The organism is Streptococcus pseudopneumoniae IS7493 (assembly GCF_000221985.1).
GTDB lineage: Bacteria > Bacillota > Bacilli > Lactobacillales > Streptococcaceae > Streptococcus > Streptococcus pseudopneumoniae.
Genome location: NC_015875.1, coordinates 1,637,688 through 1,664,482 on the forward strand (window position 1 = coordinate 1,637,688; position 26,795 = coordinate 1,664,482).

A 26,795-nucleotide genomic window follows, 5' to 3' on the forward strand; every position below is an offset into this window, starting at 1 on the left:
CTAGTTTTTGTTTGCTTGGTATTGGTCGTAGTATTTTTGTTTAATAGCGAGGTAATCTGAAAGTCCGTATTTTTCAAGTTCTTTCTTGTAATCATCCCACTCAGCATCAATATTGCCATTTACAATCCATTCAGCGCGCTTGCGGTAGATATAGTCATTCATATCTGCCTCGATGTGGGCAATCTTATCCAGATCTTCCTGTGTCATAAAGACTCTTGGATAGTTATTGTCATTGCTCATGTAAGGAACATAATATTCTTTGATAAGATCCAAACGCCATTTGGCATCATCTGGCATAGTTGTCACTTTACCATAGTATGAATCTAGGATAGCTAGTGGTCCTCCTACTTCAGTCTTTTGACGAAGTTCTGCTGGTGCAGTTCCGTTTAGTGGTAAGTGTTTGAGGCTGTTAGTTGCTTGGTCAAATTCAAAGATATTTTGTTGCTTGTCATCTCCGTAAGTTCCCCAGTTATTTTGCACAGATTGGAGTGGAGCGTATTGTGCATCAATCCATTTAGCTGTCAATTCTAGGTTTTTGTTTACACTGGTAATAACCATCTTGTCACGTGCAAATCCCATACCGTTTGTACGAGCTACGTGTTTTTGACCACTTGGTCCAGCAAGTACTGGTAAAACATCATAACTTTCGTTACTTCCAGTAACATTATTCTTATCCCATGTAAAGTAAACACCAAATTTCTGATCATGACCTTTAGCAATGTAACTATTCCAATCATGTTCGAAAGCTTCTTTATCAATCAAGCCTTTTTCTTGCAATTGACGGATAAATTTGACACCTTCTTTATAGTTATCGTTATCTGCTGTGAAATCAACTTTGCCATCATTTCCTACTACTAAATGATCATCGTTATCCCCTATACCAAATGCAGCAAATAGGAATTTAAAATCTTCGTTTCCGTTACCACTAATAAATGAAAATGGAATTTCATCAGCCTCTCCATTTCCATTTGGATCCCCGTTTTTGAAAGCTTCTAGGACTTTAATCAAATCATCAGTAGTTTTTGGCATTTCAAGACCAAGTTTCTTAAGCCAATCTTTGTTAATCCAAGCCATATCGTTGACGCTTTGAATAGACTCTTTAGATTTGGCATGTATTTATCAATCAAATCTTCAACTGGAATAATAACACCTTTTTTAGCCCAGTTCATCAAGTCCACATCTGAAGCTCCGTCGTTGTGGATAGCATCTGGTAAATCACCACTAGAAATATCCAAGTTACGTTTTTCTGCAAAGTCGGATTGGTAGTTGGTCCAGTCAATATGAACGCCAGTTTCCTTCTCCAAACGTTGCAAAATTAACTTTTCATTTGGGTCTTTAGGAGATAACGGTGAACTGGCTGTCATAAACTTCAATGTTTTCTTTTCTTGAAGCGGGAATGTTACACCTTCCAACTTATAATCTGGACTTGAAGCTGTATTTTTTGAGCCACAGGCTGCAAGTACTGCTAAACTAGCTGTCAACAAAACTGCTGATTTTGAGAATGTTTTGAATTTCATGAGAAAACTCCTTTTATTTTTCTTTTTTTATCCTTTAAGTGAACCAGCCATAATTCCTTTATCAAAGTATTTTTGGAAGAATGGATACATAACAATCAATGGCAAGCTGGAAATGACAATAGTTGCGTATTTAATCAATTCAGCTAAACGTTTCATTTCATTCATAGCCGCTTGTGCTCCAATCATGTCTTGACCTGGTTGGCTCTGAATGAGAATTTTACGAAGTACTAGTTGCAATGGTTCCAAGTTTGGATCCTTGATATAAATCATTGCATCAAAGTATGAGTTCCACTGGCCGACAAAAGCATAGAGGAAGAGAACAAACATAATTGGTTTTGCAAGAGGAAGCATGATTTTGAAGAAAATCTGTAAATCATTTGCACCATCAATGACCGCTGCTTCAACTAATTCTTCAGGCAATCCTTGGAAATAAGCCCTAGCAAGAATAATATTCCAAACATTGACAGCACCTGGAACAATGATAGCCCATGGAGTATTCAGCATGCCCAAATCTTTTACCAGCAAGTAAGTTGGGACTAAACCACCACCAAAGAACATGGTTACAATCAAGAAGTAGTTAATCCAACGGCGCCCTACCAAGTCTTTCTTAGAAAGAGGATAAGCTGTAAACACAGATAGCAAGACTGTTAAAGCCGCAAAGCCAAAAGAGTATAGTAGAGAATTGATAAAACCTCTTAGAATAGATTGGTCACTGAATACACGCTGGTAACCTTCTACCGTCCAATCGGCTGGATTAAAGCTAATCCCTCTACTAACCAGAACCTTAGGATCCATAAAGGATGCTACGACGATATAAAGTAAAGGAAGTAAGGTTATCAAAACGATAAAGACAATAATGATTTTATTTAAGAGTAAGATACGTCTATCAAATTTTGTATCCATAATCGAATTTTTCATGCTTCCCTCCTTAAATTCCTTCACCATTATTCACGCGTTTAACGATTTGGTTAACCGCGACTAGCAATACTACGTTAATCACTGCATTAAACAAACCAACCGCTGTTGAGTAAGAATAGTCTCCTGATACAAGACCAACTTTATAGACATATGTAGAGATAATTTCAGAAGTTGGCAAGTTCAACGATGTCTGCATCAGGAATGCTTTTTCATATCCGACATTCATGATTCCACCTGCAGCTAAAACAAATTGGATAACCATAATAGGCTTAAGAGCTGGAATATCAATGTGCCAGATTCGTTGGAAGATATTGGCTCCATCCAGTCGTGCTGCTTCTACTAAGGCTGGATCTACATTTACCAACGTTGCCGTGTAGAGCGTTGAAGCCCACCCCATTCCTTGCCAGATACCACTAAAGATGTATAAAGGTCTAAAGAAGTCTGGATTTGTCAAGAAGTCAGCCTTCATTCCAAACATAGAGAGAAAATTGTTAATTGGTCCTCCCACTGAAAAGAAAAGGAAAATCATACCAACGATAACAACGACTGAGATAAAGTTTGGTGCGTATAAAATGAGCTGAATTCGTTTTTTAACTTTTTCACTCAAGAGTTGATTGAGCATAATAGCAAGAATGATTGGTGGTAAAAAGCCAAGCAATAAACCATAGATACTTAATTTTAAAGTATTGGCTAACAAGATACCAAAGTTGGGAGAGGATATGAATTTTGTAAACTCAGAAAAACCAATCCAATCACTCCCTAAAATTCCTTTTAAGGGATTGTAATCTTTAAATGCGATTAAAACCCCGTACATAGGAATGTATTTAAAGATAAAGGTTAAAACTAAACCAGGGACAGTCATCAATAACAAGAGTTTTTGTTTCTTGATTCTTTCCCAAAGAGAAACTTGCTTCGCTTTGCTATTCATAGCAACCTCCTTTTTTGAAACGTTTCATTTTTGGTCGAAAAAGATAACGCTTGGCGCTGTCTATTTGTTTTGTTTTTGAAACGTTTCATTTTTGTTTTAAAAAAATAAATCTTTTTTTATCTGAATTCATTCTAACATTGTTAGCGTTTTCTGTCAAGACTTATTTTCATTTTTTGTTGTTTTTCCTTCAACAAATTTCACTGGTAGGATTGTCTGCAAATTAACAGTCTTTCCATCAATAATATCAAACAAAATCCGAACCGCTTCTTTTGCCATTTCTTCCAATGGTTGTTCAATAGTTGAAAGTAGATAATCTCTATCTCCAGCCATTTTAATTCCATCGTATCCAATAATTTGGACATCATGAGGAATACGTTTACCATTTTTTTCTAGTATATCAATAACATCTAAAGCTGCAAAGTCGTTAATTGTAAAAATTCCATCTATAGAATGATTGTCTTCCAAGAAACTCTCTAGCTTTCCATGATAGTCAGTAACTGTCTCATCCAAATCAAAAATACTAAGAGGTATTTTATGCTCTTGGACATACTTTTCAAAGGAAATTCTACGACGTTTGGTTTCATTAATGGTTGTATTATGTCCGCCCACAAAGGCTAAATGCTGACATCCTTTACTAATTAATTGTTTAGCTGCTTCTCTTCCACCTGCATCATTATCTGATGAAACACAAGGAATGGCAATATCTGAGTATGTGCGGTCAATACTAACAAAGGGAATTCCTGACGTCAAGTAATGTTCAATTGGACTATAGGTAATGGCAACCACTCCATCAACTTTATTATGACGCAACATCTCCAGATAGTCTTGCTCTCTATTTGTACCATTGATAGAACATAAGAGTAATTTGTTATTTCTCTTATAGACTTCATTTTCCACATGCATAGCAAATTCTGAAAAGAAGGGATGCCAGATACTTGGTACAATGATTGCAATCGTTTCTGTTCGATTTTTTTTCATTCCTCTAGCATAGTAATCTGGAATGTAATTCAAAGTTTTAATCGCTTGCTCCACTTTTTTCAAGGTTACTTCTTTAATGCCTTTTTCTTTATTAATCACACGTGAAACTGTTCCAACACTAACTCCTGCTTCTAAAGCAACATCTTTCATGGTAATTGATTTTCTTTGTTCTACCATCTTATCACCTCCTTTCAATATATAGTATCATGCAAACGCTTTTTTAGCAACTATTTCTCAATCATTTTTGTCCAGACCCTTTTTCCCATCATGAATAAAATCACTCCAATCGGCTTTCTAAAATCCCATCAATTTCATATATAGGAATCTACCAACCACAGGAAAAGACTTTGTTTGCTTTCTATCTCCTCTTTTTCATAATATATTTCCGTACAGGTGCTTCAACCATTTGAACGATTTCAAATCCTTCTTTTTGGTAAAGATTCTGAGCTCTTTGATTTGCTTCGAGGACATTTAAAGAAATACTGTCTATATCTTCATTTTCAAAGGCCAAACTAACAAATTTCCTTAAAGCCTGCCTACCTAAGCCCTGCCCCTGTTTCTGGGGGTTGATAAAGAATCTTCCAATATGAAGATTGCTGTCTTCTAGCCTGATTTTCTGGATAAGCCCGACAAACTCGTGTCCATCAAAGATTGAAAAGACTCCTTCCAAGTCTTGCAAGGCTTGAAGGGTCAGTGGAAAAGGAATCCTTGGTCCCATCCATTGTTCTTGAAAGGATTTGCCAAGGGAGCTGGACCATTGGCATACGAGCTGAGCGTTTTCTGTGCTCACCTTTTCTTCAAAACGAATTATCATCTTGACCTCACCATCTTATCTATGTCTCTCCATTATACTACTTCTCCTATTTTTTACGAATAGATAAGTATGATTGATATTTATTTTTTTCTTGTCGGGAGTATTCTCGCTTCCTTTCTTGGTTTGGTCATTGACCGTTTTCCAGAGCAATCCATTATCAGTCCAGCCAGTCACTGCGATTCCTGTCAGACTCGCTTGCGTCCCTTAGATTTGATTCCGATTCTCTCACAGGTCTTCAATCGCTTTTGCTGTCGCTACTGCAAGGTCCGCTATCCTGTCTGGTATGCCCTCTTTGAACTAGGCTTAGGACTCCTCTTTCTGCTTTACTCTTGGGAATTACTTTCCTTGAGTCAAGTCATCCTAATCACTGCTGGTTTGACCTTGGGCATCTACGACTTTCGCCATCAGGAATATCCCTTACTGGTCTGGATGACTTTCCACCTAATCCTAATAGCTTCCTCTGGCTGGAATCTGGTCATGATCTCCTTCCTCATACTTGGAATTTTGGCTCATTTTATCGATATCCGCATGGGTGCAGGGGATTTCCTTTTTTTAGCTTCTTGCGCTCTCGTCTTTAGCGCAACAGAATTGCTCATCTTGATTCAGTTTGCTTCTGCAACGGGGATTCTAGCCTTTCTCCTGCAAAAGAAAAAGGAAAGACTTCCTTTCGTGCCTTTCCTCTTACTCGCTGCTTGTGTGATTATTTTTGGTAAGCTACTGCTTGTTTGATAAAGTCCAATTTCTGCCATATGTCCTTCATGAAATTATTTCACAGTTGAATTATAAATTATTTCTTTTGTACAAAGGAATGATGTTATCAAATCGATCTGTTCTTTTATCTTCTTGATACTGATCAAAAAATTTCATTTCGACTGAAAATATTTCGCTTATAAACTGTAAACGAATACTTTGTTTAGACATTATAGTCGCTAGACTGACTAGATGATTACTCAAAACGACGTCCAGAATACTCTTTACTTTGCTTGGTTTTTTAACAAAAATTTGATCATCCAGAGGTTCTATCATTTTGTAACCTTTTTGCGCAATTTGACGATAAAAGTAAGAATGTTGCTTTGGAGTCAATAATCCTAACTTAAAAGCTCGATACTCTAAAGCCTGTATCGAAACATTCAAATCCGACTTCAATAAAATATAACTATCAGGATTGCTGACACGCTTGCCAACCCTCTCTTCAAATTTGACTAAAAACTCTTCTTTTGGCAATAAAAAACATGATGCAAAATAATTTGCTTCTTGCTCCAAACGATCGCCATCTTCATTCATATCTTTATATTTGTGTAAAAGAATATGTCCTAGCTCATGAGCTAAGTCAAAATTTCGACGTACAGATGATTTATTCGTTCCCAACACAATATAAGGTCTTCCCAATTTTGACCATGCGCTATAAGCATCAGCTTGACCATTAATTAATCGTTCCACGATATAGATGCCTGAACGTTCTAATTTATAAAGCAAATCATGATTATCTTTTGAAATACCTAATTTTTCCCTGGCATAAAGAGCCAATTCCTCAATGGATTTTCCCTTATGATAAGATTCACTCACTACATTACTTAGGTCATGAATTGTAATATTAGGTATAATTACAAAACTTTCAAAATAATCAATCAAACTATCTACCTTATGTAAATACATAGTTTGAATATCTATTGTTTTCCGTGTTGCTAGGTCTGCATTTCTAAAGGCAATTACAGAAGAATCAAATCGAATGCTCTCCTCTTCCTGTTCAAAATAAGTTAAATCAACATGAAATTGGTTGGCCAAATGCATTTTGGTTGATAATTTAGGTTTCGTTTCGTTGGACTCAAACTGCCAAATGGCTTGTTCCGTTAAATTAATTCTCTGAGCCAATTCTGCTCTACTTAAACCATTTAACAGCCGTAATTCTTTCAATACCCGACCATTAAACATTTACATACTCCTTACTACTTTTGACCTTCTTGTTTTTCTATTCTTGGAATAATTTCAAAATCTTCTGTTTCCGATAATTCTGAAAAATTAGGAATATTTTGATATTTAGCTTCTTCGAAATGGTACGAACTTGATTGAATATACTCAGACAAATCCTGAATCAAGTGTAACTGACCAGTTCGTGCATCAGGCATAACAACATCTACAGATATAATATTGTTTTCTGAGTCCGCCTCATAAGTTAAAATCATAAATTTTTCGATATTCGAATTTTTGGTAGCTTGTTCAATTTCTTGAATCATTTCATCAGAAACTAACTCCATCTGAATTGGAAAAGAATGACTATCTTCATCATTTTTGTAGGAAGAATGTTGATTAAGATAAAGTGTATTCATCCGAGCATATTCAAATAAGTAGCCACTCTTATTTTTTTGTACCAAAGGAAATTGGCTCGTAAGTCGCTTCTTACCCTTTATAATTAACAATACTTTCCCATATTTTTCTGTATTTGTTTCAAATTCTAAATATCCCCAAGTCTGTCCTGCTAATTGTAATTTATACTCAAACAAATCTGCTGATGCAAATGCAGTATCAATATGATTAGGTCGCGTCCATGCATAACCATTCGACACTTTCATTGTCTCTCTTTTTTCTAGACGTTCATCTACATAATCTTTTTGCCCTTTCATCAAAGTATCTACAATTTTTTGTGCCTCAAGCGAATCAAAGAGATTCTGATTCAACATAATTCTTCCTCCTCCGAATACTTTTTAATGAATTATATCATTTTCTTAAAGAAATTACTACAATAATTAGCTTTTTCTTAAAGTTATATATTAGAGTAATTTAGCAAATGATATCTAAAACCAGCTTTTCTCCTGCAAAAGAAAAAGGAAAGACTTCCTTTTGTGCCTTTCCTCTTACTTGCTGCTTGTGTGATTATTTTTGGTAAGCTACTGCTTGTTTGATAAAGTCCTGAATCGGCTCTCCTTGGTGGAGGGCTTTTACAATTTTCGAACCGACAATAACACCATCCGATACCGCATTGAAGCGTTCTACATCAGCTTGACTAGATACGCCAAATCCTGTCAAGACTGGGATATCGGCCACTTGATGAAGTTGTGCCAAGTGCTTGTCCAAATCTGCGCGGTAATTGCCTGATTTCCCTGTCACCCCATTGATGGCAACCGCATAGACGAATCCTTCTGCCCCATCAATCAACTCTTTCTGACGCTCAAGCCCTGTCGTCAAACTAACTAGAGGAATCAAGGCGATGTCTGTATCTGCCAAAAATGGTTCTACAAAGTTGGCATGCTCATGAGGCAGGTCTGGGATAATCAAGCCCTTCACAGCTGTATCAGCCAGATCTTTGACAAAATTCTCCACACCGTACTGAAAGAGGGGGTTGAAGTAGGTCATGATGACCAGTGGAACCTCTGTTTCAATTGTTTTCAAGGTTTCAACCAAAGCCTGGGTAGAGGTCCCGTGGGCTAAACTGCGCAGGCCAGCTTCTTCTATAACAGGTCCATCTGCAACAGGATCTGAAAAGGGAATGCCCACTTCAATTGCAGAGACACCTAAATCTTCTAAAAAGTGAATTGTTTCCCCAAGTCCATCCAAACCTTTCTCATGGTCTCCAGCCATGATATAGGGAACGAAAATTCCTTTTCCAGCTGCTTTTATAGCGTTTAATTTTTCTGTTAGTGTCTTAGGCATGAGCTTCTCCCTTCTTTGCTGCATCTGCTTCCAAGCGGTCCTTGACTTGAACCACATCCTTGTCCCCACGACCTGATAGACAGACAATCATAGACTTGTCTGGTCCAAGTTCTTTGGCCAATTTCACCGCAAAGGCGATAGCATGACTCGATTCCAAGGCTGGGATAATCCCTTCCACACGAGACAAGAGTTGGAATCCTTCCAAGGCTTCTTCGTCTGTTACAGGGACATAGCTGGCACGTTTAATATCGTGGTAGTGAGAATGCTCTGGACCGATACCAGGATAGTCCAAACCTGCTGAGATAGAGAAGGCTTCAAGAATTTGACCATGGGCATCTTGGAGCACATCCATGAGGGAACCGTGAAGGACACCTGGACGACCCTTGGTCAAGGTAGCTGCGTGGTGCTCTGTATCCACACCAAGTCCAGCCGCTTCAGCTCCATACATAGCTACAGACTCATCTTCTACAAAGGGATGGAAGAGCCCAATAGCATTAGATCCACCACCAACACAGGCTACTAGGGCATCGGGCAGATTTTGACCTGTCATATCGCGATACTGTTGTTTAGCTTCGCGACCGATGACACTTTGGAAGTCACGAACGATTTCTGGAAATGGATGAGGCCCCAAGGCAGAACCAAGGATATAGTGGGTATCGTCGATATTAGCCACCCATGAACGAAGGGCTGCATTGACCGCATCCTTGAGCACGCGCGAACCATCTGTTACAGCCTCGACCTTGGCTCCCAAAAGCTCCATGCGGAAGACATTGAGGGCTTGGCGTTTGACATCTTCCTCACCCATGTAGATGGTACATTCCATGTTAAAGAGGGCCGCAGCAGTTGCAGTTGCCACACCGTGCTGACCAGCACCCGTTTCTGCGATAATTTTCTTTTTACCCATGCGTTTGGCAAGCCAAACTTGTCCTAAGACATTGTTAATCTTGTGGGCTCCTGTATGGTTAAGGTCTTCCCGTTTGAGATAAATCTTGGCTCCGCCGATATGCTGGGTCAAGTTTTTTGCGTAATAAAGAGGAGTTTCACGTCCTACGTACTGGCGCAAAAGCTGGTTTAATTCCTCTTGGAAACTTGGGTCTGCCTGACTTTCACAGTAGGCCTTCTCCAACTCCAAAACTGCTGTCATCAATATTTCTGGGACAAAACGTCCGCCGAATTTTCCGTAAAATCCATCTTTATTTGGTTCCTGATATGCCATGCTTTACCCTCTCTATAAATCTTCTAATCTTTTCATGATCTTTTTGTCCATCTGTCTCCACTCCGCTTGATACATCTACTGCATAGGGAGTAAAGTGTTGAATTGCTTTTACTACATTGTCTTCATTAAGCCCACCTGCGATAAAGAAAGACTGAGTTAATCCAGTCGTATCCAGTTGAGCCCAGTCAAAGGTCTGGCCACTTCCTGCCACAGGGGCATCAAAGAGTAGATAATCTGCCTGAGAATTGGGGACATGCCCATTTCCATCTACCTGCACAGCCTGAATACTGGCACAAGGCAAATTCTCAAATAAATCATCTGCCACCTGACCGTGAACTTGAACCAAGTCCAAGCCAACTTTGTCAATCGCTTCTAGCAGTTCTGCCCGACTTGGTGAAACAAATACACCAACCTTTTTCACATCCGCAGGAATAAGCTTTGCCAGCACAGCTGCCTCTTCTAAAGTCACCTGTCTTTTACTAGGTGCAAAGACAAAACCGATATAATCGGCTCCTGCTGAAACGGCTGTTTCCACCGCTTCTTTGGTCGATAGTCCACAAATTTTAACCTTTGTCAATCTGCAACTCCTTGGTTCTCTGGGCTACATCTTCTGCCTGCATGAGAGCTGTCCCTACTAAAATTCCGTTAAAGTATGGCGCTAGTCGTTCCGCATCCTGCCCTGTGAAAATAGCAGATTCAGAAATGTAATAACGTCCTTCCTTAAAGTGTTGGGACAAGTCTACACTGGTCTGCAAGTCGACTTCAAAGGTAGTCAAATTGCGATTATTGACCCCGATAATCTGGGCACCAAGTCTGTGAGCCACTTCTAGTTCAGCTAGATTGTGGGTTTCCACTAAGACTTCCAGACCAAGTTCCGTCGCGTAGTCATAAAGTTCCTTAAGACGTTCTTCTGACAAGGCTGCCACAATGAGCAAGATGACTGTCGCACCTGCATTGCGAGCGCGGATGATTTGCTTTTCATCGATGATAAAGTCCTTGTTGAGCGTCGGAATGTTTACCTGACTGGAAATCTCCCTTAGATAATCCAAATGACCTTTAAAGAAAACCTCATCTGTCAAAACAGAAATCATCACTGCACCATTTGCTTCATAAGTCTGGGCCTGTTGCACAATATCCACATCGAGATTGATATCTCCCAAACTAGGGCTAGCTTTCTTGACCTCAGCGATTACCTGCAAGCGGTCCTGATGATTCTTCAAAAATTCTGCCAAGCGATAGGTCTGGCGCAGAGGCTGGATTTGCTCCAGCTTCATCTGCTCCACCTCACGCGCCTTCTGCTCTAAGATTCGTGCTAAAAATTCCTGACTCATTTTTGGTACTCCTGTAACAGTCTGAGTTTTTCAAGGGCCTTGCCTCTAGCAATCACTTGACGGGCCAAGGCAACTCCTTCCTTGATGCTATCAATCTTACCATTAGCATAGAAACCAAGACCAGCATTCAAGACTGTCGTTTCCAAGAATGGACTTGCTTCGTTTTTCAGAACGCTGAGCAAAATTTCTGCATTTTCCTGAGCATTCCCACCACGAATATCTTCCATAGCATAGCATTCCATTCCCAAATCCTCTGGAGTAAAGCTTGACAAACTGATTTCGCCATTTTCAAGAAGTGCAATCTTGGTTGTTCCGTTCAAGCCAGCTTCATCCAACCCTTCTGGTCCAGCAACCACGATGGCACGTTTGCGACCCATATTTTTCAAAACCTGAGCTGTACTTTCTAGGAGTTCTGGACGACTAATTCCAAGAAGCTGTGTTTCTAAAGCCATTGGATGAATCAGTGGACCAGTCAAATTCATAATCGTTGGAATTCCCAATTCCAAACGAGCTGGCATGATGTATTTCATAGCTGGGTGCATATTTTTAGCGAAGAGAAAGACGATTCCAGTTTTATCAAAGACCTTACCTAGTTCAGCTGGTTTGAGGTCAAGATTGATTCCCAAGGCTTCGAGGACATCTGCGGAGCCAGATTTAGAAGAAATCGAGCGGTTACCATGCTTGGCCATGTGAATACCGCCACCAGCCAAGACAAAGGCTGCAGTTGTGGAAATATTAAAACTGAAAGACTTGTCCCCACCTGTACCACAGTTGTCCATGGCATCATGAATCTCAGTTGGAATATGCTGGGCATGTCCTCTCATGACTTGGGCAATGGCTGTGCGTTCTTCAGGTGTTTCCCCCTTCATCTTAAGAGCTAAGAGGAGAGAAGCAATCTGCGCTTCAGTTACACGCCCAGTTACGATACGCTCAATGACATCCATCATTTCCACACCTGATAAATTTTCAAATTTTGCTAGTTTTTCAATAATCTCTTTCATCCTAGTTTCCTCACTTTACAACCTTCTCGATAAAATTCCGAATAGAAGACAAGCCGTCTGGCGTTCCAATGCTCTCTGGATGGTACTGGAAGCCATAAATCGGTAGGTTTTTATGTTGAATCCCCATGATGGCTTGGTCATCAGTCGAACGAGCTGTCACTTCAAAGTCTTCTGGCATTTCCTCAATCAAAATACTGTGATAACGCATGACCGCACGGCCATCCTCAATACCTTGATACAAAACAGATGGCGCTTCAAAGTTGATATTGCTCTGTTTCCCATGCATGACTTTTGGAGCCAAACCTAGCTTACCACCAAAGACTTCTGCAATGGCTTGGTGACCCAAACAAATCCCTAGAATCGGCTTCTTGCCTGCAAAATCACAAATCATGTCTTCCATCTTTCCAGCATCAACTGGCCAACCAGGACCAGGAGAAAAGACCAGACCATCTGCTTTTTCAGCTTCTTCATACAGCTTGGAATCATCATTTCTCAGAACCTGAACTTCTGCAAAATTCCCAATGTATTGGGCCAAGTTATAGGTAAAAGAATCATAGTTGTCAATCAATAAAATCATGGTCTTAGTTCTCCAATTCTAGTCATAGATTTTGCTTTGTTAATGGTTTCTTGGTATTCGTTTTGGGCGATAGAGTCGTAGACAATCCCTGCCCCAGCCTGCACATAGGCTCTTTGATTTTTGAGAATCATGGTTCGGATGGCAATGGCCAAATCCATATCACCCGTCGCAGACAAGTAGCCGATTGCTCCCGCGTATACGCCCCGTTTTTCTGTTTCCAGTTCATAGATGCGTCTCATAGCTCGAATCTTTGGTGCTCCAGAAACTGTTCCAGCAGGAAGTGTTGATTTCAAGGCATCCATAGCAGTGAGTTCTGGAAGCAAACGTCCCTTGACCACGCTGGTCAAATGCATAACATAGCGGAAGAGCTCCACCTTCATATACTTAGTAACTTGGACACTGGCCGTTTCAGAGATGCGGCCAATATCGTTACGCCCCAAGTCTACCAACATTCGATGTTCTGCTGTTTCCTTCTCATCAGAGAGGAGGTCAGTCGCCAAGGTCTTGTCTTCTTCATCCGTAGCCCCTCTTGGTCGCGTCCCTGCAATCGGATTGGTTGTCACGATGCCATTTTTGACAGAAACTAAACTTTCTGGACTAGCTCCGATGATTTGATAATCCCCAAAATCATAGAAATAAAGGTAATTAGAAGGATTAGTCACGCGGAGATTTCTGTAGAAGTCAAATGGATTTCCAGTAACTTCTGCTGAGAAACGCTGGCTGAGTACACATTGGAACATATCTCCGTTACGAATCAAGTCACGAGCTGTTTCTACCATTCCCTCAAACTTATGTGGAGCGATATGCGGTTTGAAGTCTAACGGAGATAGATCCAAGTCTTCAAATTCATTTGGAGCAGGAATGCGTAATTCCTCAAGCACTTGGTTCAAGGATTTTTCCAAGGCCTCTTGACTGCGCTCACTATAGAGAGCATCCTCGATGACATGAATTTTTTCCTTCTTGTGGTCAAAGACAATGTAACTCTCATAGACGAAGAAATGCATGTCTGGCGTTCCAATTGTATCTTCAGGAATTTGACCAATTTCTTCATAAAGCGAAATCATATCGTAACCAACAAAACCAATAGCTCCACCACCAAAAGGGAGCTCTGAATGGTGCTGGCTCTTATGAGTCACTTCATAAAGGAAATCCAAGGGATCCTGATCAATCATTTTCCCATTTTGGTAAAGAACTCCATTTTCAAACTTAATCTCAAAAACAGGATTATAGGCTAAGATAGAAAAACGAGCTGTTTCCTTGTCTCTCGGAATACTCTCTAAGATAACCTTGTGTTGTCCCTTTAAGCGCATATAAGCTAAGATTGGTGATAAGACATCTCCATGAATGATTCGTTCCATTGTAATTTCCCTTTCAGTTCTACTTCTAGTCCGTGGCGACTGTATGAAAAATCCCCACGCAAAATAACTTGCGTGAGGACGAAATTCGCGGTGCCACCTCAATTATAGGATTTCTCCTATCTCTCATTCCTGTCTTAGAAAGATTCTGTAACAGGCTGTGCGATAAAGGGCACTCCCTTGAGAATGATGTTTTCTTCTCTCGTTTCAGATGGACCCAACCTTACAGTTTTCTCTGCTTGTTTTCAGCAACCACAAGCTCTCTGTGAGAGAAAGGACTGTAATTTTTCCATCTTTTATTTTTTAGCTTCTAGGTAGTCTGCAATCGCAGCTACGTCCTTGTCTCCACGACCAGAGACATTGATGAAGAGATGTTCATCTCGGTACACCTTTATACTCTTCAAACCGCGTCAACTTCACCTTGCCGTAGGTATGGTTACTGACTTCGTCAGTTCTATCTGCAACCTCAAAACAGTGTTTTGAGCTGACTTCGTCAGTTCTATCTGCAACCTCAAAACAGTGTTTTGAGCTGACTTCGTCAGTTCTATCCACAACCTCAAAACAGTATTTTGAGCTGACTTCGTCAGTTCTATCCACAACCTCAAAACAGTGTTTTGAGCAACCTGCGGCTAGTTTCCTAGTTTGCTCTTTGATTTTCATTGAGTATTACTAGCTTTTTTCGTATTAGTCCGGCCTTTTTGTTTGCTTTTAGTAGTAGGCAAGGAGCTGTAGATAGAACTCAAGTTCATCAAAGCGACTTAAGGCCCTAATAAAAGATAAACAAAATGACGGATAGAAAAAAGCCCACACACGGAATCTACTTCCATGTGAGGGCGTTGGTAACGCGGTGCCACCTCAATTATAAAGGAACTATCTCCTTTACATCTCTGCCTTGTCTAACAACAAGCTGCACTGTAAGGTGTGCGCACCGAATTTTCATTGTTTCAAATTCATTTTCAAAATCAGCCCACTTTCACTACTTCCAACCACCTATTCACAACCACCACAGGCTCCCTGAAGATCAAAAATAGTTACTTTTCTGATTTGTTGAACTTATTTTAATACTTTGTTTTTTCTTTGTCAAGACTTTTTTACGATTTTTTTGAAAATATCATTCGAATGTGACCATGTCTTCCTTAGATCGAACATGAACATGTCCCACTTGTTAGAAATTGGATCCAACTCAATAGAAACTGAATGGAGGCTAAACAGAACTTATTTTAGAACACTCCATCTTTTCCACTAGGATTTTCAAGAATTAAACAATACTAGAAACTCTGTCTCCTAACAAATTTAGGAGAAACTTCAACAGATGTGACACTTTCCCCTTTAATAATTGCTAAAACACCTTCTATCATTTCTTTAGCCAATTTAACATAATTGGGAGCAATTGTAGACAAAGCTGGAGTATAATACTGAGAAATAGGAATATTATCAAATCCAATGATAGAAATATCATCTGGAATAAGAATTCCTTTCTCATAGCACGCACGAATCAAGCCCTGAACCTTTTCATCTCCTGAAACAAAAATAATGTCCGGATAATTTTGGGTAGTCAAGTGCTGCATTGCATAAGAATAAACTGAATCAATTGTAGATAAGCCATAAATGACTTTTAAATCCATAAAGTAATTTTTATCATTCAGAAAAGAACGCACACCTCTTTCACGATCCTTATTAACATGGGATTCTCCTCCCATAAGCAACCACATATTTTTAAATTTTTCTTCAGTTACAGCTTTCATCATATCATAAGTAGCTTGAAAATTATTATTAGATACATAGACTACTCCAGACGTTTGAGATTCACCGAAAACAAGAAAAGGCATATGGTTCTTCTTTAAATACTGAATTCTGATATCATCTACACTTTCATAAAAAACAATAACACCATCTACTAGGCTACCTGTGCTTGATATAATTGAATTACTAATTGTATCCTCCTCTCCAAAGTACTCAACTATAGCATTAACACCAAATTCTTTACACGTCCGTAACACTTTATCTAACAGCGTATGAAACCAAATTAAAGGAAAAGAGTCGATTTTTTTTACAGAAATCAATATATTTATAGCTTCTTTTTTAGTTAAATTTTTTGCATACGCATTTGGAATATACGACAATTCCTCTATAACTTTTTGAATCGCTTGATAAGTTTCTTCTTTAACATTTACTCCACCATTAATAACTCGTGAAACTGTTTTTGGAGAAAAACCTGATAAACGTGCAATATCATAAATAGTTACCTTTTTCCCATTTATATTTTTCATTTCAGTCCTCCATTACGAACATTCTAATATTACTATACAATATTTAATTTTTTTTAACAAGAGAATTTAGTAAATTATTTAAGATCCACAAATTCACAAAATTAATTTTACAAATATTCTTTCCCTTCAAAAAAGTTTAAATTGCATTTCACACCTTTATTTTTAAGAATGTTTCCAACTTCACGACAAATAAATTCATATGAGAAAAAAATGCCATAAAATTGTAGATTAACTTTTTCAGTAAAATGTGTAGGATTTATAAAAACATATAATAGCCTGTCAATTTAACATTTTAACATAGAGTTAATTTTTTCTTTAAAGATAACATTTGTTATCAACTCATCAGGAGGTAAATGAAAGGCAAACACCATTTCACAAATATCATAAAAAGAAATAAATTTGTATACTTGTATCAAACAATTATTATCAAAATATTCTATTTTACCTAAATCAAAATTGATTTTATAATCTTTCATAAAAACCTCTGAGCAAAAATCTACTCAAAAATTAGATGATTAAAACATCTAAAAAACAAAAGGACAAAAACATCTGTCCCTTTGTTTACTAAATTTCAGCTAATTTCTTCGACATAAATAACACCTACAATATTAGCAATTTCTTCCATTAGTTTAAGGTGCTCAAATCTACCTGATAATTCCAGAGTAATAAATGACGCGATTTTTTTGTCTGGAACATCAAAATATTCAATTCTGTCAGAATTAACATCTCCAAATGCAGTTCTAGAATCAGTCATTCTAATGCCATTTTCTGCACAATAAACCAATACACGATTATAGGCTTCTGTAGATTTAACCACTATATACAATTCAATCATTTTAGAACGATTTCGTAGATATTTTTTTAGTGGTTGGAACATGGATATCACACCCCAAACAGAAATGGCTACTAAAAGAGCTCCCTCATAAAAACCTACTCCAATAGCTAATCCAATTCCAGCTGAAGCCCATATTCCGGCTGCAGTTGTTAAACCAGTTATTTTCTTTTTATCTGTAATAAGTATTGTTCCAGCCCCAAGAAAACCAACACCTGATATAACCTGCGCACCTAAGCGTGTAGGATCTCCTGTACCAAATTTATAAGATACGTATTCATTCGTCATCATAATTAAACATGCAGCCAGACAAACAATACTATGTGTACGAATACCTGCTGGTTGAGATTTACTTCCTCTCTCTAAACCAATTACACCACCAATAACTACTGATAAAACAATCCTGACAACTATTTCAATATGTGATAACCCAAGACTAGTGGCTGTCATGATTATTTCCTTACTTTACGCCCCGGTCTTTGTGTGAAGTATAATACAGTTCCAGAAACAATCATCAGAACAATTGTATAAACAAATACCAGAGCTTGTGCATTAGATGTTGCTGTTTCATCACCTGCAGATCGAATCGTAATACCTAATGGTTGAGCTAGGGGATGGTAAAGGAATACAGATAAGTCGAAGTCAGTTAATAAAGAGTTAAAGTTTAAAGCAATAACAGAGAGAACAACCGGTAAAATAAATGGAATGATAACCTTCATCATAGTATAAAAAGGTGAAGCACCCATACTTCTTGCTGCATCTTCCATCTCATCATCAACACTAAATAAAATAGCACGTACCATTCTATAAGAAAATGGGATTTTTACAACTATATATGCAATAAGTAGAATTACCAAACCACCTACCAAAATCTGATTCAAGACAAGAAATTGTGGCTGATTAAAAGTAAATAATAAACTTACTGCTAAAAGTGTACTTGGTAGTAACCAAGGAAGTAGAGCACCATATTCAAATAAGAAATCAAAACGAGATTTATGTTTTCTGACAACACGAGCAAATACAACTGCGAGAATTGTTGCTGTTGTCGCAGCAATAATAGAATAAATAAAGCTGACCAAGAATGGAGAGAATGCCGCACTATTACTAAAGAATAAGCGATAATTTTCTAAAGTAAAGTTTGATAATGTTAAGTTACCTGTTTGAATTGCAACTGGATCTGTAAATGAGTATAATACTATAAAAATTAGTGGAAGCATGAAAACTGTGAACAATCCATATGCTACAATGTGAGCAATGATATTCCAAGGCTTAGACGCAATTTTTTGTTTTTTAAGAGGCGCTTTAGTCTTAGAGATAGAAATATAATTTCCACCTTTTTCTATCTTATTCATGATAGTAAGCAAAATTGTAGTTGCAATACCTAAAATAATTGCAAGTAGGGCAGCTAAATCACGAGAATTCCCCATCCCTGCAAATGTAATAATCATTGGATTTATAGTTTGAAATTCTTTACCACCAACAATCATGGGTGCTGCTACTGCAGATAAACCACTAAGAAAAACCATAATAGTAAGTGCAAATAGAGTTGGAATTAAGGTTGGTAACACTACTTTTCGGAAAACAGTAAATGGTTTTGCTCCCATATTTCGAGCAGCCTCAATAGTGTGATAGTCAACGCTTCGAATTGTATTTGTTAAAAACAATGTATGATTAGCCGTTCCTGAAAATGTCATAATGAATAAGACTGCACCATACCCAATAAACCAGTTAGGGTCTAAAGAAGGGATAATATTTTGTAAAAATTTTGTAATCAATCCATAAGGACCATAGACAAATTTATATCCAGTCGCTAAAACCACTCCTCCATAAATTAAAGAGGTCATATAACCTAATTTTAAAATTTTAGCACCTTTAATATCAAAGTATTCTGTAAATAGAACACAAAGAATACCTACGATATTAACTGTAATAATGAGTGAAAATGCCAACTTAAAACTGTTCATAATACTCTGAAGTGCCCTTTGAGATTTTAGAACACGATGTACAGCATCAAGGGAAAATTCTCCTCCTTTTACAAATACATTCACTACTAGATCAAAGTTTGGATAAATAATAAATGTTACTAAGAACCAGATTAACCCTAAACGAATAAGCCAATCTTTTAAATTTAATTTATGACGCATACTGCACCTCCTTAAAATTGCAGAACGTCTGATGGAGTGATAAATAATTCCACACTTTCTCCGACAGATCTAATAGCAGCCTGACTATCAATACTTGTTACATTAAGAATCTGACTTTCAGAAACTTTTATTGTATAGTGAATTGTAACTCCAGAAAACTCAACATCAATAATTGTCCCTTTTAGAATAAAATCTTGTTCAGTTTCACGATTGAATCGAACTTTCTCTAATCGAATGTATCCTTTTTTATCCTCTAAGAAAACGCTTGTATTTTTCAATAATACTTCGTGGACTGTTTCATCGGTCAAAACATTAATATCTCCAATAAAATCACATACAAATTCAGTTTGAGAATTATGATAAATCTCTACTGGTGTACCGACCTGTTCGATGTATCCATTGTTAAAGACTGCAATTCTATCAGATAAAGTCAAGGCTTCCTCTTGATCATGAGTAACATATAAAGTAGTAATACCTAACTCTTTTTGAAGTCTTTTCAACTCTTTTCTCAAATCTACACGTAATTTTGCGTCAAGGTTTGACAATGGTTCATCTAGACAAAGAATTTTAGGTTCAAGAACCAGAGCACGAGCCAATGCTACCCTTTGTTGTTGACCCCCAGATAATTCTGATACATTACGCTGTAACTGTTGATCAGAGATCTTAATTTTTGCTGCTACTGCTGATACTTTTGCTTTAATAACATCTGGAGCTACCTTCTTAACTTTTAAACCAAATGCAATATTATCAAAAACAGTCATAGTTGGAAATAGCGCATAAGATTGAAATACAATTCCAATTCCACGCTTTTCAGGTTCCAAATGAGTGACATCTGTTCCATTAACTTCAATACTTCCTGATGATGGATCTAAAAAACCTACCAATGCTCTCAAAGTAGTTGATTTACCACATCCTGAAGGTCCAAGAAAAGTAAAGAATTCCCCTTCATGTATATCTAAATTCAGATTATCAATTGCAACAAAATCACCATATTTAATTTGAATATTATCAAATTTAATCATCTCACTAACTCCCTCTATTACTAAACCAAAAGCCTCTCTTTATTTCTTCCTTAAATTTAGAAATAATAGAGAGACTTGGACATAAAAATTAACTCTTATTTCTTATTGTACGTATTCTAATTCAGCTTTTTCTACCCATTCATCCAAATGTTTTCCAACAGCTTCCCAGTCAATATTTTGTGGTTTCACTTGATCAACAAATTTTTTCGTATCTTCAGGTAACTCTGTTAGGGCATCTTTATTTGCAGGAATAGATCCAAAGTTCTTACTATATTCTACTTGAATTTCTGATTGACCAAACCAATCAATAAATTCTTTAGCTAACGCTTGTTTTTTACTAGTGCTTAAAACCATAGTTTGTTCAGTTACAAATGGTACACCAATCTCAGGAGTCATAACTTTGAAAACAACATTTTGTTCTTTTTGTCCAACTAATGCACCAGAACCCCACATCATTCCATATTGTATTGGATCTTCTTTGTCTAACATCTTAACAATTGAACTTTCTCCCTTTTGAAGAGTGTATGCATTTTTCAAATATTCTTTTGCTGCTTCCCAACCTTTTTCGGAAACACCTAATTCACCTTTATCATCAAGGTATCGAACTAAGATACTTGCTAGAATTGCCCGTCCTGTACCACCTTGAAGACCAGAAATTGAATATTTACCTTTATACTTACTACCTAATTCAGTCCAATCTTTAGGCATTTCTTTTACATCAGGCGCTCCAATTAAAACTAATGGTTGAACAATCACAGGATTATAATAATTATCTTTATCTGATAAAGATTGATCAATTTTATCTAACCATTTAGGCTTGTACTGGACTAGTAATTTTTGATCTCTAATTTTATTTGAATCAACAGCACCAATTCCAAATACCATATCTGCAACTGCATTATTCTTCTCGGCAATAACACGGTCTGCTAATTGAGCGCCAGGAATATCAACCATTTTTATATTAAAACCAGCTTCTTTTGCTTTAGCAGTTAACCAATCACCACGACCATTTGAGACTGAGTTCGAATAGATTACTAATTCTTGACTTTTATCAGCTTTTTCTTCAGATGAAGAAGCAGTCGTAGAATTTGAACCTCCAGAGCAAGCAGCAAGTGTAGTAAGAGCAACTCCCGTTGCAAGTACAGTAGACCAAACTTTCATTTTTTCATGATAAGTTCTCCTTTTTTATTATTTTATTTAAATTTTTCGTGATATGGAACAAATTGTCTCATATCTTCAAATACAGTATAGTCAATACGGTTTACAGTAATAGTTGGAATCTTCTCTAATAAAATTTCAGTTAATTCCGCTCTAACTTTAGTAAACTCTTCTTCCTCCTCTTCGGTTAGAGGAATCCGAAGATACCCAATTGAAATATGGAATTGATATCTATCATGATTAGGGAAACAAACACCTGCTTTTTCTGAGACATAAGTACGAATTTCTTCTAATCTCTTAGCAGAAGCTTCATCTGCAGGTTCAACTAGTATGTTTTGTTTTCCCATTTCCGTTACACGCATAAGAATTTCTTCATTTAACAATGGAAAAATTTCAAGTTGTTTAGCAAAGTAATCATGTATTTTCTGTAAAGGTGTATCTAAAGGAAGATTACTGCTCCAAAACTCCGTTTCACGATTTTCATGGCACAACAATTCAATTACAGTCATGTGAATAGAATTCCTTGGAGTTAAAGTGAACTTATCGATAAATGGTAATTCTCTATAACGTGATTGAATAATATCAACAACTTCCATCAAATCTTGTTTAGTATAAAGATTTGCTACAACAGTATTTCCTGGAAAATGATTAAATTCCCCATTCTCTTTGAACTTAATTTTTGTTAAGTTTTTCATATAAAGACCTTCTTTTTTTTATATTTGACATCGGTGTCAGCATGTTTACATTATACAATGAAACCGTTTCCTTTGTCAAGCGCTGTCAAACATTTTTTTTAATTTATCTTTCATTAAATATACATTTCATTAAAAGGTTAAGTAATTTTTCCAAAATACAGCACTCATATAGACAGTATCATCAATTATAGCCATTGGGATTTTTTGATTGCCAATTCCATGTATCTCTACACATGTCTTCAATCGATTTTGTTGTTCTCCAATTTAATTCCTTATATGCTTTGTCTGCATTTGCATAACAAGTTGCAACGTCTCCTGAACGTCTTGGAACTATTTTATAAGGAATAGGGATCTTATTAACACTTTCAAATGTATTTACAAGTTGTAATACACTAGTGACTTCTCCCGAGCCTAGGTTATAGATATAAACATCTGTTTTTTCAGATACTTTTTCTAAAGCTTTTATATGTCCTATTGCTAAATCTACTACATGGATATAATCACGCACACCAGTACCATCAAGCGTATCATAATCATTTCCGAACACACTTAGCTCTGACAGCTTACCTACCGCTACTTGTGCAATATAAGGCATCAAGTTGTTAGGAATTCCTGAGGGATCTTCCCCAATAAGCCCAGACTCATGAGCACCAATTGGATTGAAATAACGAAGCAACGCAATACTCCATTCTGAATCTGCCACATGAACATCTTTTAAAATTTGCTCAAGCATCACTTTCGTATACCCATAAGGATTTGTCGCACTTGTTTGCATCGTCTCAATTAGAGGTGACTGATTGTTAATTCCATATACAGTCGCACTTGAAGAAAAGACAATCTTTTTAACATTAAATTCTGACATCACTTCAACAAGTGCCAATGTACTCATAATATTATTTTTGTAGTACATCACAGGCTTTTGCACGGATTCTCCGACAGCTTTATAACCTGCAAAATGAATTGCAGCATCAATCGATTCTTGTTCAAATACCTTTCTCAATGCTTGTTTATCACAAACATCTAATTCGTAAAACACAGGACGTATTCCTGTAATTGCTTCAATACGGTCTAGCACCAAGATGCTAGAATTCGAAAGGTTGTCGACAATGATAACTTCCTTTCCTAAATTTAGTAATTCTACTACGGTATGGCTACCAATATAACCAGCTCCGCCTGTTACCAATATTGCCATTTGGGTTTCCTCCTAATTAATTCCAACCGACTTAACAAATCTCATAAACGCTTCATGTCCAGATGAAGTATTCTTATAAACACCTGCATCTTCTAGGACTCTCGCAAATGCTTGTCCTACTTCGTGTTGAACTACGCTATTAACCTCTTCTTTTTTAATGTTAGGATATTTTTCTTTCAATTGGTCGGCCCATTCTAAATGATAATCCGCAATTGCGTTTTCCTCTCCTAAAAGATATTTTCCAACTTCTTCTAACTCTGGTTTCAAACGAGGTGGTAATATCGCAAGTCCCATCACTTCGATTAACCCAATATTTTCCTTTTTAATATGTTGTACATCTTGATGAGGATGGAAAACACCATCTGGGTATTGTTCAGTAGTATGATTATCTCTTAGAACAATATCTAATTCATATCTTCCGTCCACTTTACGAGCAATAAGAGTCACCGTATGGTGTGGGACATCTGCAGTCATTGCAATGATGTCTACTTCTAAATCTGAATATTCTCTCCACTTGTTTAGAATTTTAGTAGCTAAATCTAACAAGCGATTTTTATTTTCACTTTGTAACCTAATTACTGACATTGGCCATTTTACAATACCAGCATTAACATCCTCAAAGTCTTTAAAACGAAATTCACTCTCAAATTTTGCTTTTTCCATTGGGAAAATATATTTCCCTCCCTGGTAGTGGTTATGACTAAGAATGGAGCCTCCTGAGATAGGAAGATCAGAATTTGAACCAGCAAAATATCCTGGCAAAATATCAACAATCTCCAATAATTGTTCAAATGTTTTAGAGGTAATAGCCATTGGTACATGTTGACTATTCAAAAATATCGCATGCTCATTAAAATATGAGTAGGGAGAATACTGGAATCCCCATACTTCGTCACCAAGTTTCAACCGAATAATTCTATGATTCGAACGTGCTGGATAATTTATTCGACCTTGATATCCTTCATTTTCCATACATAGTAAACATTTAGGATAATTAGTTGCTTTTACTAATTTTTCAGCAGCAATTGTTTTTGGATCTTTTTCGGGTTTTGACAAATTTATCGTAATCTCTAGCTCTCCGTATTTAGTTGATGCTCGAAACTCAATATTCTTAGCAATAGCAGAAGTTTTAATATAATCACTATCTTTACTTAACTTATAAAACTCTTCAACTGCTTCTTGAGGTGATATATCATATGAACTCCAAAAAATATCATTTAATCGACTAGGTAAAGGAACTATGAAATTCATTAACTCTGCTCCTAAACATTCCTTTTCCTCGATTAAATCTTTAATTTTACCGTTTTTTAAGGCGATTTCCACTAAGTAATCTTTTATTTGTTTCAGGTCATTTTCATCGGAAATGCGATCAGTTCCCTCCTCACCTATTAACGCTAGTACTCTATTTTTCACATATATTTTGTCAATTTCATTATACATTCCGTATTCAATTACTCTATCAACAAAATTATCAATAATTGTTTTCATATATTTTTCTTTCTAATTTATGTTCCCATATTTTCTATACATTATCCATTTATAAATTGCTTGCGTAGTATGAGCAATTTTATCAAGGTGATGAATAATATCTAAAGCACCAATTACTTCAGAAACATTCCCATCATCTTCAAATATGTAATTCATTATTTTCTTTTCAATATTTATACTAAGCTCTTCTATCTCATTCTGTTTTTGTATAACAACCATATCTAAACATCCAGATTGTTCCTCTCTATAACAAGATATAGCCCTATTCATATGCTGTCCGATAACTTCATGAAGTATTTTTATTTCTGAAATAATTTTCTTCAAATTTTCATTATTTTGAATAATCTGTAGATTTTTTAAAATTTCAACAATTCTATCCCCAATACGTTCAATGTCAGTTGATATTTTTATTACACTAATAATTCTTCTTAAGTCATATGAAACAGGATGTTGTAAACAAATTAACTCAAATCCTTTTTTATCAATATTTAGAACTGACTCATTTATGATTAAATCTTCTTTAATCAATTCTACTCGTTCTTCATTTGATAAATATTCAAATAACTTCTCGTATTTATCAAGCACAGATACCCAAATGGTCTCTAAATTATTTGATAATTCTATAATTTCATTTTCTAAATATAACCTTAACATTTAGGTACCTCTTCTTAACAAAGTTCAATAGTAACAATTAATATTTTAAACAATATATCAAACATCAATAACTAGAATACTTGCATCATCCTTCTTTCCATAGATTGGATCAATAGCAGAAGAATTAAATCTCATCTTAATTAACTCTTCAAAAGTCTTATTTTGATTATTTTGATAGAATTCATAAAAGCCATCACTCATTAAAACAATTTGTTCACTAGTAACATCTATTTGATTAATAATAGCATGGTCTAAAAATCTCTCATCCAACGAACCTATCCAGTACCCACTCGGTTGATTAGATAATTTTCTGATTTTTTGTAAAATAATTTTTTTATTTAAAGCACTATTTGTACCAATTGAATCTTTTATCTCATTTTTTCCTTTTTCAAATAAGTTATCTACTCTATGATCAGTTATTTCCATTTCGTTTACTAACATGACGCAGTCACCTAGCATCATATACTCCAACTTTTTTTCTGAAAGTTTAGCAAATATAAAAGCAAATGTTGGTAAGCGATAATACTCTGTTAATTCATATGAGTTTAAACCTATTTCATCTTTACCCTCGAGTAAAGCAGTTTCAAATATTTGTTTAAGAGTTTTTGATTCTTTACAATTAACCGACAAACTTTCTGATAAAATATGTACAACTTCTGAGACTGAATAACCTATCTCCTCTTTAGAATTATATAAATCTGTAGCTCCATCGATAATCCAAAAATACTGATTTTGTGAACCTACAGTATCCTCATTTTCTACAGAACTTCCTTGTATCGAACAAATTTTATTTATCTTTACCATAATACTTCAACCCTTTTAGTGTCAAAAGTAAACCAATTCCTGTCACTGTTAAGAATAGTTCCATAATCTTGTTCGAACCAGTCTTTGGTAATTTTTGTTTTACATCTACTATTTCTTTAGATTTATTAATATGATTTTCAGTTTCTCTGCCATCTCCAACTATTTTATGGTTCACTTCTTCTGTCTTATTATCTTGTTTATTGTCGATCTTGTCATTCATTTGTCTATTATCTTTACTTGAGTTAAACTCTCC

The 26,795-nt window shown here is 36.5% G+C and carries 27 protein-coding genes, 2 pseudogenes and 2 other annotated features; of the genes and pseudogenes, 2 read left to right on the forward strand and 27 right to left on the reverse strand.

Features of this window, described 5'->3' with window-relative positions; all coding sequences use genetic code 11:
• The 5 genes and pseudogenes from SPPN_RS08375 to SPPN_RS08395 form a co-directional block, all read right to left on the reverse strand.
• A pseudogene (locus tag SPPN_RS08375) lies at nt 1-1,517 on the reverse strand (ABC transporter substrate-binding protein).
• A 27-nt stretch (nt 1,518-1,544) separates the two neighbouring features.
• A complete protein-coding gene (locus SPPN_RS08380) occupies nt 1,545-2,435 on the reverse strand; it encodes a carbohydrate ABC transporter permease (RefSeq protein ID WP_000797956.1) in 891 nt (296 codons plus the stop codon).
• Between the two features lie 10 nt (nt 2,436-2,445).
• Nucleotides 2,446-3,363 carry an ABC transporter permease gene (locus tag SPPN_RS08385; RefSeq protein WP_001084980.1) on the reverse strand — a complete coding sequence of 306 codons (918 nt, stop codon included), beginning with the start codon at nt 3,361-3,363 and terminating at the stop codon, nt 2,446-2,448.
• Nucleotides 3,364-3,516: 153 nt separating this feature from the next.
• A complete protein-coding gene (locus SPPN_RS08390) occupies nt 3,517-4,518 on the reverse strand; it encodes a LacI family DNA-binding transcriptional regulator (protein ID WP_000230199.1) in 1,002 nt (333 codons plus the stop codon).
• Nucleotides 4,519-4,699: 181 nt separating this feature from the next.
• Complete coding sequence (locus SPPN_RS08395; RefSeq protein WP_000586775.1) at nt 4,700-5,155, reverse strand: GNAT family N-acetyltransferase; 456 nt, start codon at nt 5,153-5,155, stop codon at nt 4,700-4,702.
• Between the two features lie 69 nt (nt 5,156-5,224).
• Here SPPN_RS08395 and SPPN_RS08400 point away from each other — a divergent pair, with 69 nt between their 5' ends.
• Complete coding sequence (locus tag SPPN_RS08400) at nt 5,225-5,884, forward strand: prepilin peptidase (RefSeq protein WP_000565602.1); 660 nt, start codon at nt 5,225-5,227, stop codon at nt 5,882-5,884.
• Nucleotides 5,885-5,935: 51 nt separating this feature from the next.
• On the opposite strand, the gene SPPN_RS08405 is transcribed toward SPPN_RS08400, so the two are convergent.
• Together SPPN_RS08405 and SPPN_RS08410 are read right to left on the reverse strand one after the other, a co-directional pair.
• Nucleotides 5,936-7,087 (reverse strand): spr1629 family repressor/antitoxin, encoded by a 1,152-nt coding sequence (locus SPPN_RS08405; protein ID WP_000481761.1) that lies wholly within the window; start codon nt 7,085-7,087, stop codon nt 5,936-5,938.
• A gap of 14 nt (nt 7,088-7,101) precedes the next feature.
• Nucleotides 7,102-7,833 carry a spr1630 family ClpXP-sensitive toxin gene (locus SPPN_RS08410; RefSeq protein ID WP_000934350.1) on the reverse strand — a complete coding sequence of 244 codons (732 nt, stop codon included), beginning with the start codon at nt 7,831-7,833 and terminating at the stop codon, nt 7,102-7,104.
• 123 nt (nt 7,834-7,956) lie between these two features.
• On the opposite strand from SPPN_RS08410, the pseudogene SPPN_RS13615 reads away from it, so the two are divergent.
• Nucleotides 7,957-8,055, forward strand: a pseudogene (locus SPPN_RS13615) (prepilin peptidase); the annotation flags it as partial.
• On the opposite strand, the gene trpA reads toward SPPN_RS13615, so the two are convergent.
• From trpA to SPPN_RS14440, 20 genes are all read right to left on the reverse strand, one after another.
• The gene (gene trpA, locus SPPN_RS08415) at nt 8,027-8,803 is read right to left on the reverse strand and encodes a tryptophan synthase subunit alpha (RefSeq protein ID WP_001127013.1); all 777 of its coding nucleotides are present in this window, start codon (nt 8,801-8,803) and stop codon (nt 8,027-8,029) included. The pseudogene SPPN_RS13615 and the gene trpA sit on opposite strands and share 29 nt — an antisense overlap.
• Nucleotides 8,796-10,019, reverse strand: a complete 1,224-nt coding sequence (gene trpB / locus SPPN_RS08420) for a tryptophan synthase subunit beta (protein WP_000331250.1) — start codon at nt 10,017-10,019, stop codon at nt 8,796-8,798. The genes trpA and trpB overlap by 8 nt, the downstream gene beginning before the upstream one ends.
• The gene (locus SPPN_RS08425; RefSeq protein WP_000169908.1) at nt 9,997-10,596 is read right to left on the reverse strand and encodes a phosphoribosylanthranilate isomerase; all 600 of its coding nucleotides are present in this window, start codon (nt 10,594-10,596) and stop codon (nt 9,997-9,999) included. Before SPPN_RS08425 ends, trpB begins: the two co-directional genes overlap by 23 nt.
• Nucleotides 10,583-11,350 carry an indole-3-glycerol phosphate synthase TrpC gene (gene trpC, locus SPPN_RS08430; RefSeq protein WP_000076540.1) on the reverse strand — a complete coding sequence of 256 codons (768 nt, stop codon included), beginning with the start codon at nt 11,348-11,350 and terminating at the stop codon, nt 10,583-10,585. Before trpC ends, SPPN_RS08425 begins: the two co-directional genes overlap by 14 nt.
• Nucleotides 11,347-12,351, reverse strand: a complete 1,005-nt coding sequence (trpD, locus tag SPPN_RS08435) for an anthranilate phosphoribosyltransferase (RefSeq protein WP_000658677.1) — start codon at nt 12,349-12,351, stop codon at nt 11,347-11,349. Before trpD ends, trpC begins: the two co-directional genes overlap by 4 nt.
• Nucleotides 12,352-12,361: 10 nt before the next feature.
• Nucleotides 12,362-12,928, reverse strand: a complete 567-nt coding sequence (locus tag SPPN_RS08440) for an aminodeoxychorismate/anthranilate synthase component II (protein ID WP_000601921.1) — start codon at nt 12,926-12,928, stop codon at nt 12,362-12,364.
• Nucleotides 12,925-14,286: an anthranilate synthase component I gene (gene trpE, locus SPPN_RS08445; RefSeq protein ID WP_000439608.1), complete on the reverse strand. Its 1,362-nt coding sequence runs from the start codon at nt 14,284-14,286 to the stop codon at nt 12,925-12,927. Before trpE ends, SPPN_RS08440 begins: the two co-directional genes overlap by 4 nt.
• Before the next feature lie 71 nt (nt 14,287-14,357).
• Nucleotides 14,358-14,583, reverse strand: a binding site (T-box leader).
• A 75-nt stretch (nt 14,584-14,658) separates the two neighbouring features.
• The gene (locus tag SPPN_RS14025) at nt 14,659-14,943 is read right to left on the reverse strand and encodes a hypothetical protein (RefSeq protein ID WP_000693159.1); all 285 of its coding nucleotides are present in this window, start codon (nt 14,941-14,943) and stop codon (nt 14,659-14,661) included.
• Nucleotides 14,944-15,109: 166 nt separating this feature from the next.
• Nucleotides 15,110-15,340: a binding site (T-box leader), on the reverse strand.
• A 211-nt stretch (nt 15,341-15,551) separates the two neighbouring features.
• On the reverse strand, nt 15,552-16,553 hold the full coding sequence (locus SPPN_RS08460) for a LacI family DNA-binding transcriptional regulator (RefSeq protein WP_000789949.1): 1,002 nt from the start codon (nt 16,551-16,553) through the stop codon (nt 15,552-15,554).
• 284 nt (nt 16,554-16,837) lie between these two features.
• Nucleotides 16,838-17,029, reverse strand: a complete 192-nt coding sequence (locus SPPN_RS08465) for a hypothetical protein (protein WP_000656282.1) — start codon at nt 17,027-17,029, stop codon at nt 16,838-16,840.
• A 95-nt stretch (nt 17,030-17,124) separates the two neighbouring features.
• A complete protein-coding gene (locus tag SPPN_RS08470) occupies nt 17,125-17,835 on the reverse strand; it encodes an MgtC/SapB family protein (protein ID WP_000127548.1) in 711 nt (236 codons plus the stop codon).
• Nucleotides 17,836-17,837: 2 nt separating this feature from the next.
• On the reverse strand, nt 17,838-19,529 hold the full coding sequence (locus SPPN_RS08475) for an ABC transporter permease (RefSeq protein ID WP_001216169.1): 1,692 nt from the start codon (nt 19,527-19,529) through the stop codon (nt 17,838-17,840).
• 11 nt (nt 19,530-19,540) lie between these two features.
• Complete coding sequence (locus tag SPPN_RS08480) at nt 19,541-20,551, reverse strand: ABC transporter ATP-binding protein (RefSeq protein ID WP_000589142.1); 1,011 nt, start codon at nt 20,549-20,551, stop codon at nt 19,541-19,543.
• A 102-nt stretch (nt 20,552-20,653) separates the two neighbouring features.
• Nucleotides 20,654-21,712 (reverse strand): extracellular solute-binding protein, encoded by a 1,059-nt coding sequence (locus SPPN_RS08485; protein ID WP_000870092.1) that lies wholly within the window; start codon nt 21,710-21,712, stop codon nt 20,654-20,656.
• 32 nt (nt 21,713-21,744) lie between these two features.
• The gene (locus SPPN_RS08490; RefSeq protein ID WP_000793816.1) at nt 21,745-22,404 is read right to left on the reverse strand and encodes a DUF1868 domain-containing protein; all 660 of its coding nucleotides are present in this window, start codon (nt 22,402-22,404) and stop codon (nt 21,745-21,747) included.
• Nucleotides 22,405-22,585: 181 nt separating this feature from the next.
• Entirely contained in the window at nt 22,586-23,596 is a 1,011-nt protein-coding gene (galE, locus tag SPPN_RS08495; RefSeq protein ID WP_000996562.1) for a UDP-glucose 4-epimerase GalE, read from the reverse strand.
• A gap of 12 nt (nt 23,597-23,608) precedes the next feature.
• Nucleotides 23,609-25,084, reverse strand: coding sequence for a UDP-glucose--hexose-1-phosphate uridylyltransferase (gene galT, locus SPPN_RS08500; protein WP_000848806.1), 1,476 nt, complete (start codon nt 25,082-25,084; stop codon nt 23,609-23,611).
• Between the two features lie 12 nt (nt 25,085-25,096).
• Entirely contained in the window at nt 25,097-25,738 is a 642-nt protein-coding gene (locus tag SPPN_RS08505) for a phosphate signaling complex PhoU family protein (protein ID WP_000945329.1), read from the reverse strand.
• A gap of 57 nt (nt 25,739-25,795) precedes the next feature.
• Nucleotides 25,796-26,542, reverse strand: coding sequence for a protein phosphatase 2C domain-containing protein (locus SPPN_RS12300; protein ID WP_000239031.1), 747 nt, complete (start codon nt 26,540-26,542; stop codon nt 25,796-25,798).
• Nucleotides 26,526-26,762, reverse strand: a complete 237-nt coding sequence (locus tag SPPN_RS14440; RefSeq protein WP_420173448.1) for a hypothetical protein — start codon at nt 26,760-26,762, stop codon at nt 26,526-26,528. The genes SPPN_RS12300 and SPPN_RS14440 overlap by 17 nt, the downstream gene beginning before the upstream one ends.
• Nucleotides 26,763-26,795: the final 33 nt, after the last annotated feature.

Excerpts from the sequence above, each read along its gene's own strand:
- SPPN_RS08505 (WP_000945329.1), bottom strand. The coding sequence starts at position 25,738 with ATGTTAAGGTTATATTTAGAAAATGAAATTATAGAATTATCAAATAAT.
- SPPN_RS08480 (WP_000589142.1), bottom strand. The coding sequence starts at position 20,551 with ATGATTAAATTTGATAATATTCAAATTAAATATGGTGATTTTGTTGCA.
- SPPN_RS14025 (WP_000693159.1), bottom strand. The coding sequence starts at position 14,943 with ATGAAAATCAAAGAGCAAACTAGGAAACTAGCCGCAGGTTGCTCAAAA.
- trpE (WP_000439608.1), bottom strand. The coding sequence starts at position 14,286 with ATGGAACGAATCATTCATGGAGATGTCTTATCACCAATCTTAGCTTAT.
- SPPN_RS08380 (WP_000797956.1), bottom strand. The coding sequence starts at position 2,435 with ATGAAAAATTCGATTATGGATACAAAATTTGATAGACGTATCTTACTC.
- SPPN_RS12300 (WP_000239031.1), bottom strand. The coding sequence starts at position 26,542 with ATGGTAAAGATAAATAAAATTTGTTCGATACAAGGAAGTTCTGTAGAA.
- SPPN_RS08390 (WP_000230199.1), bottom strand. The coding sequence starts at position 4,518 with ATGGTAGAACAAAGAAAATCAATTACCATGAAAGATGTTGCTTTAGAA.
- trpA (WP_001127013.1), bottom strand. The coding sequence starts at position 8,803 with ATGCCTAAGACACTAACAGAAAAATTAAACGCTATAAAAGCAGCTGGA.
- SPPN_RS08460 (WP_000789949.1), bottom strand. The coding sequence starts at position 16,553 with ATGAAAAATATAAATGGGAAAAAGGTAACTATTTATGATATTGCACGT.
- SPPN_RS08385 (WP_001084980.1), bottom strand. The coding sequence starts at position 3,363 with ATGAATAGCAAAGCGAAGCAAGTTTCTCTTTGGGAAAGAATCAAGAAA.
- SPPN_RS08475 (WP_001216169.1), bottom strand. The coding sequence starts at position 19,529 with ATGCGTCATAAATTAAATTTAAAAGATTGGCTTATTCGTTTAGGGTTA.
- SPPN_RS08440 (WP_000601921.1), bottom strand. The coding sequence starts at position 12,928 with ATGATTTTATTGATTGACAACTATGATTCTTTTACCTATAACTTGGCC.
- SPPN_RS08470 (WP_000127548.1), bottom strand. The coding sequence starts at position 17,835 with ATGACAGCCACTAGTCTTGGGTTATCACATATTGAAATAGTTGTCAGG.
- galE (WP_000996562.1), bottom strand. The coding sequence starts at position 23,596 with ATGGCAATATTGGTAACAGGCGGAGCTGGTTATATTGGTAGCCATACC.
- galT (WP_000848806.1), bottom strand. The coding sequence starts at position 25,084 with ATGAAAACAATTATTGATAATTTTGTTGATAGAGTAATTGAATACGGA.
- SPPN_RS08395 (WP_000586775.1), bottom strand. The coding sequence starts at position 5,155 with ATGATAATTCGTTTTGAAGAAAAGGTGAGCACAGAAAACGCTCAGCTC.
- SPPN_RS08400 (WP_000565602.1), top strand. The coding sequence starts at position 5,225 with ATGATTGATATTTATTTTTTTCTTGTCGGGAGTATTCTCGCTTCCTTT.
- SPPN_RS08410 (WP_000934350.1), bottom strand. The coding sequence starts at position 7,833 with ATGTTGAATCAGAATCTCTTTGATTCGCTTGAGGCACAAAAAATTGTA.
- SPPN_RS08405 (WP_000481761.1), bottom strand. The coding sequence starts at position 7,087 with ATGTTTAATGGTCGGGTATTGAAAGAATTACGGCTGTTAAATGGTTTA.
- trpC (WP_000076540.1), bottom strand. The coding sequence starts at position 11,350 with ATGAGTCAGGAATTTTTAGCACGAATCTTAGAGCAGAAGGCGCGTGAG.
- SPPN_RS14440 (WP_420173448.1), bottom strand. The coding sequence starts at position 26,762 with ATGAATGACAAGATCGACAATAAACAAGATAATAAGACAGAAGAAGTG.
- SPPN_RS08490 (WP_000793816.1), bottom strand. The coding sequence starts at position 22,404 with ATGAAAAACTTAACAAAAATTAAGTTCAAAGAGAATGGGGAATTTAAT.
- SPPN_RS08485 (WP_000870092.1), bottom strand. The coding sequence starts at position 21,712 with ATGAAAGTTTGGTCTACTGTACTTGCAACGGGAGTTGCTCTTACTACA.
- SPPN_RS08465 (WP_000656282.1), bottom strand. The coding sequence starts at position 17,029 with ATGAAAGATTATAAAATCAATTTTGATTTAGGTAAAATAGAATATTTT.
- trpB (WP_000331250.1), bottom strand. The coding sequence starts at position 10,019 with ATGGCATATCAGGAACCAAATAAAGATGGATTTTACGGAAAATTCGGC.
- trpD (WP_000658677.1), bottom strand. The coding sequence starts at position 12,351 with ATGAAAGAGATTATTGAAAAACTAGCAAAATTTGAAAATTTATCAGGT.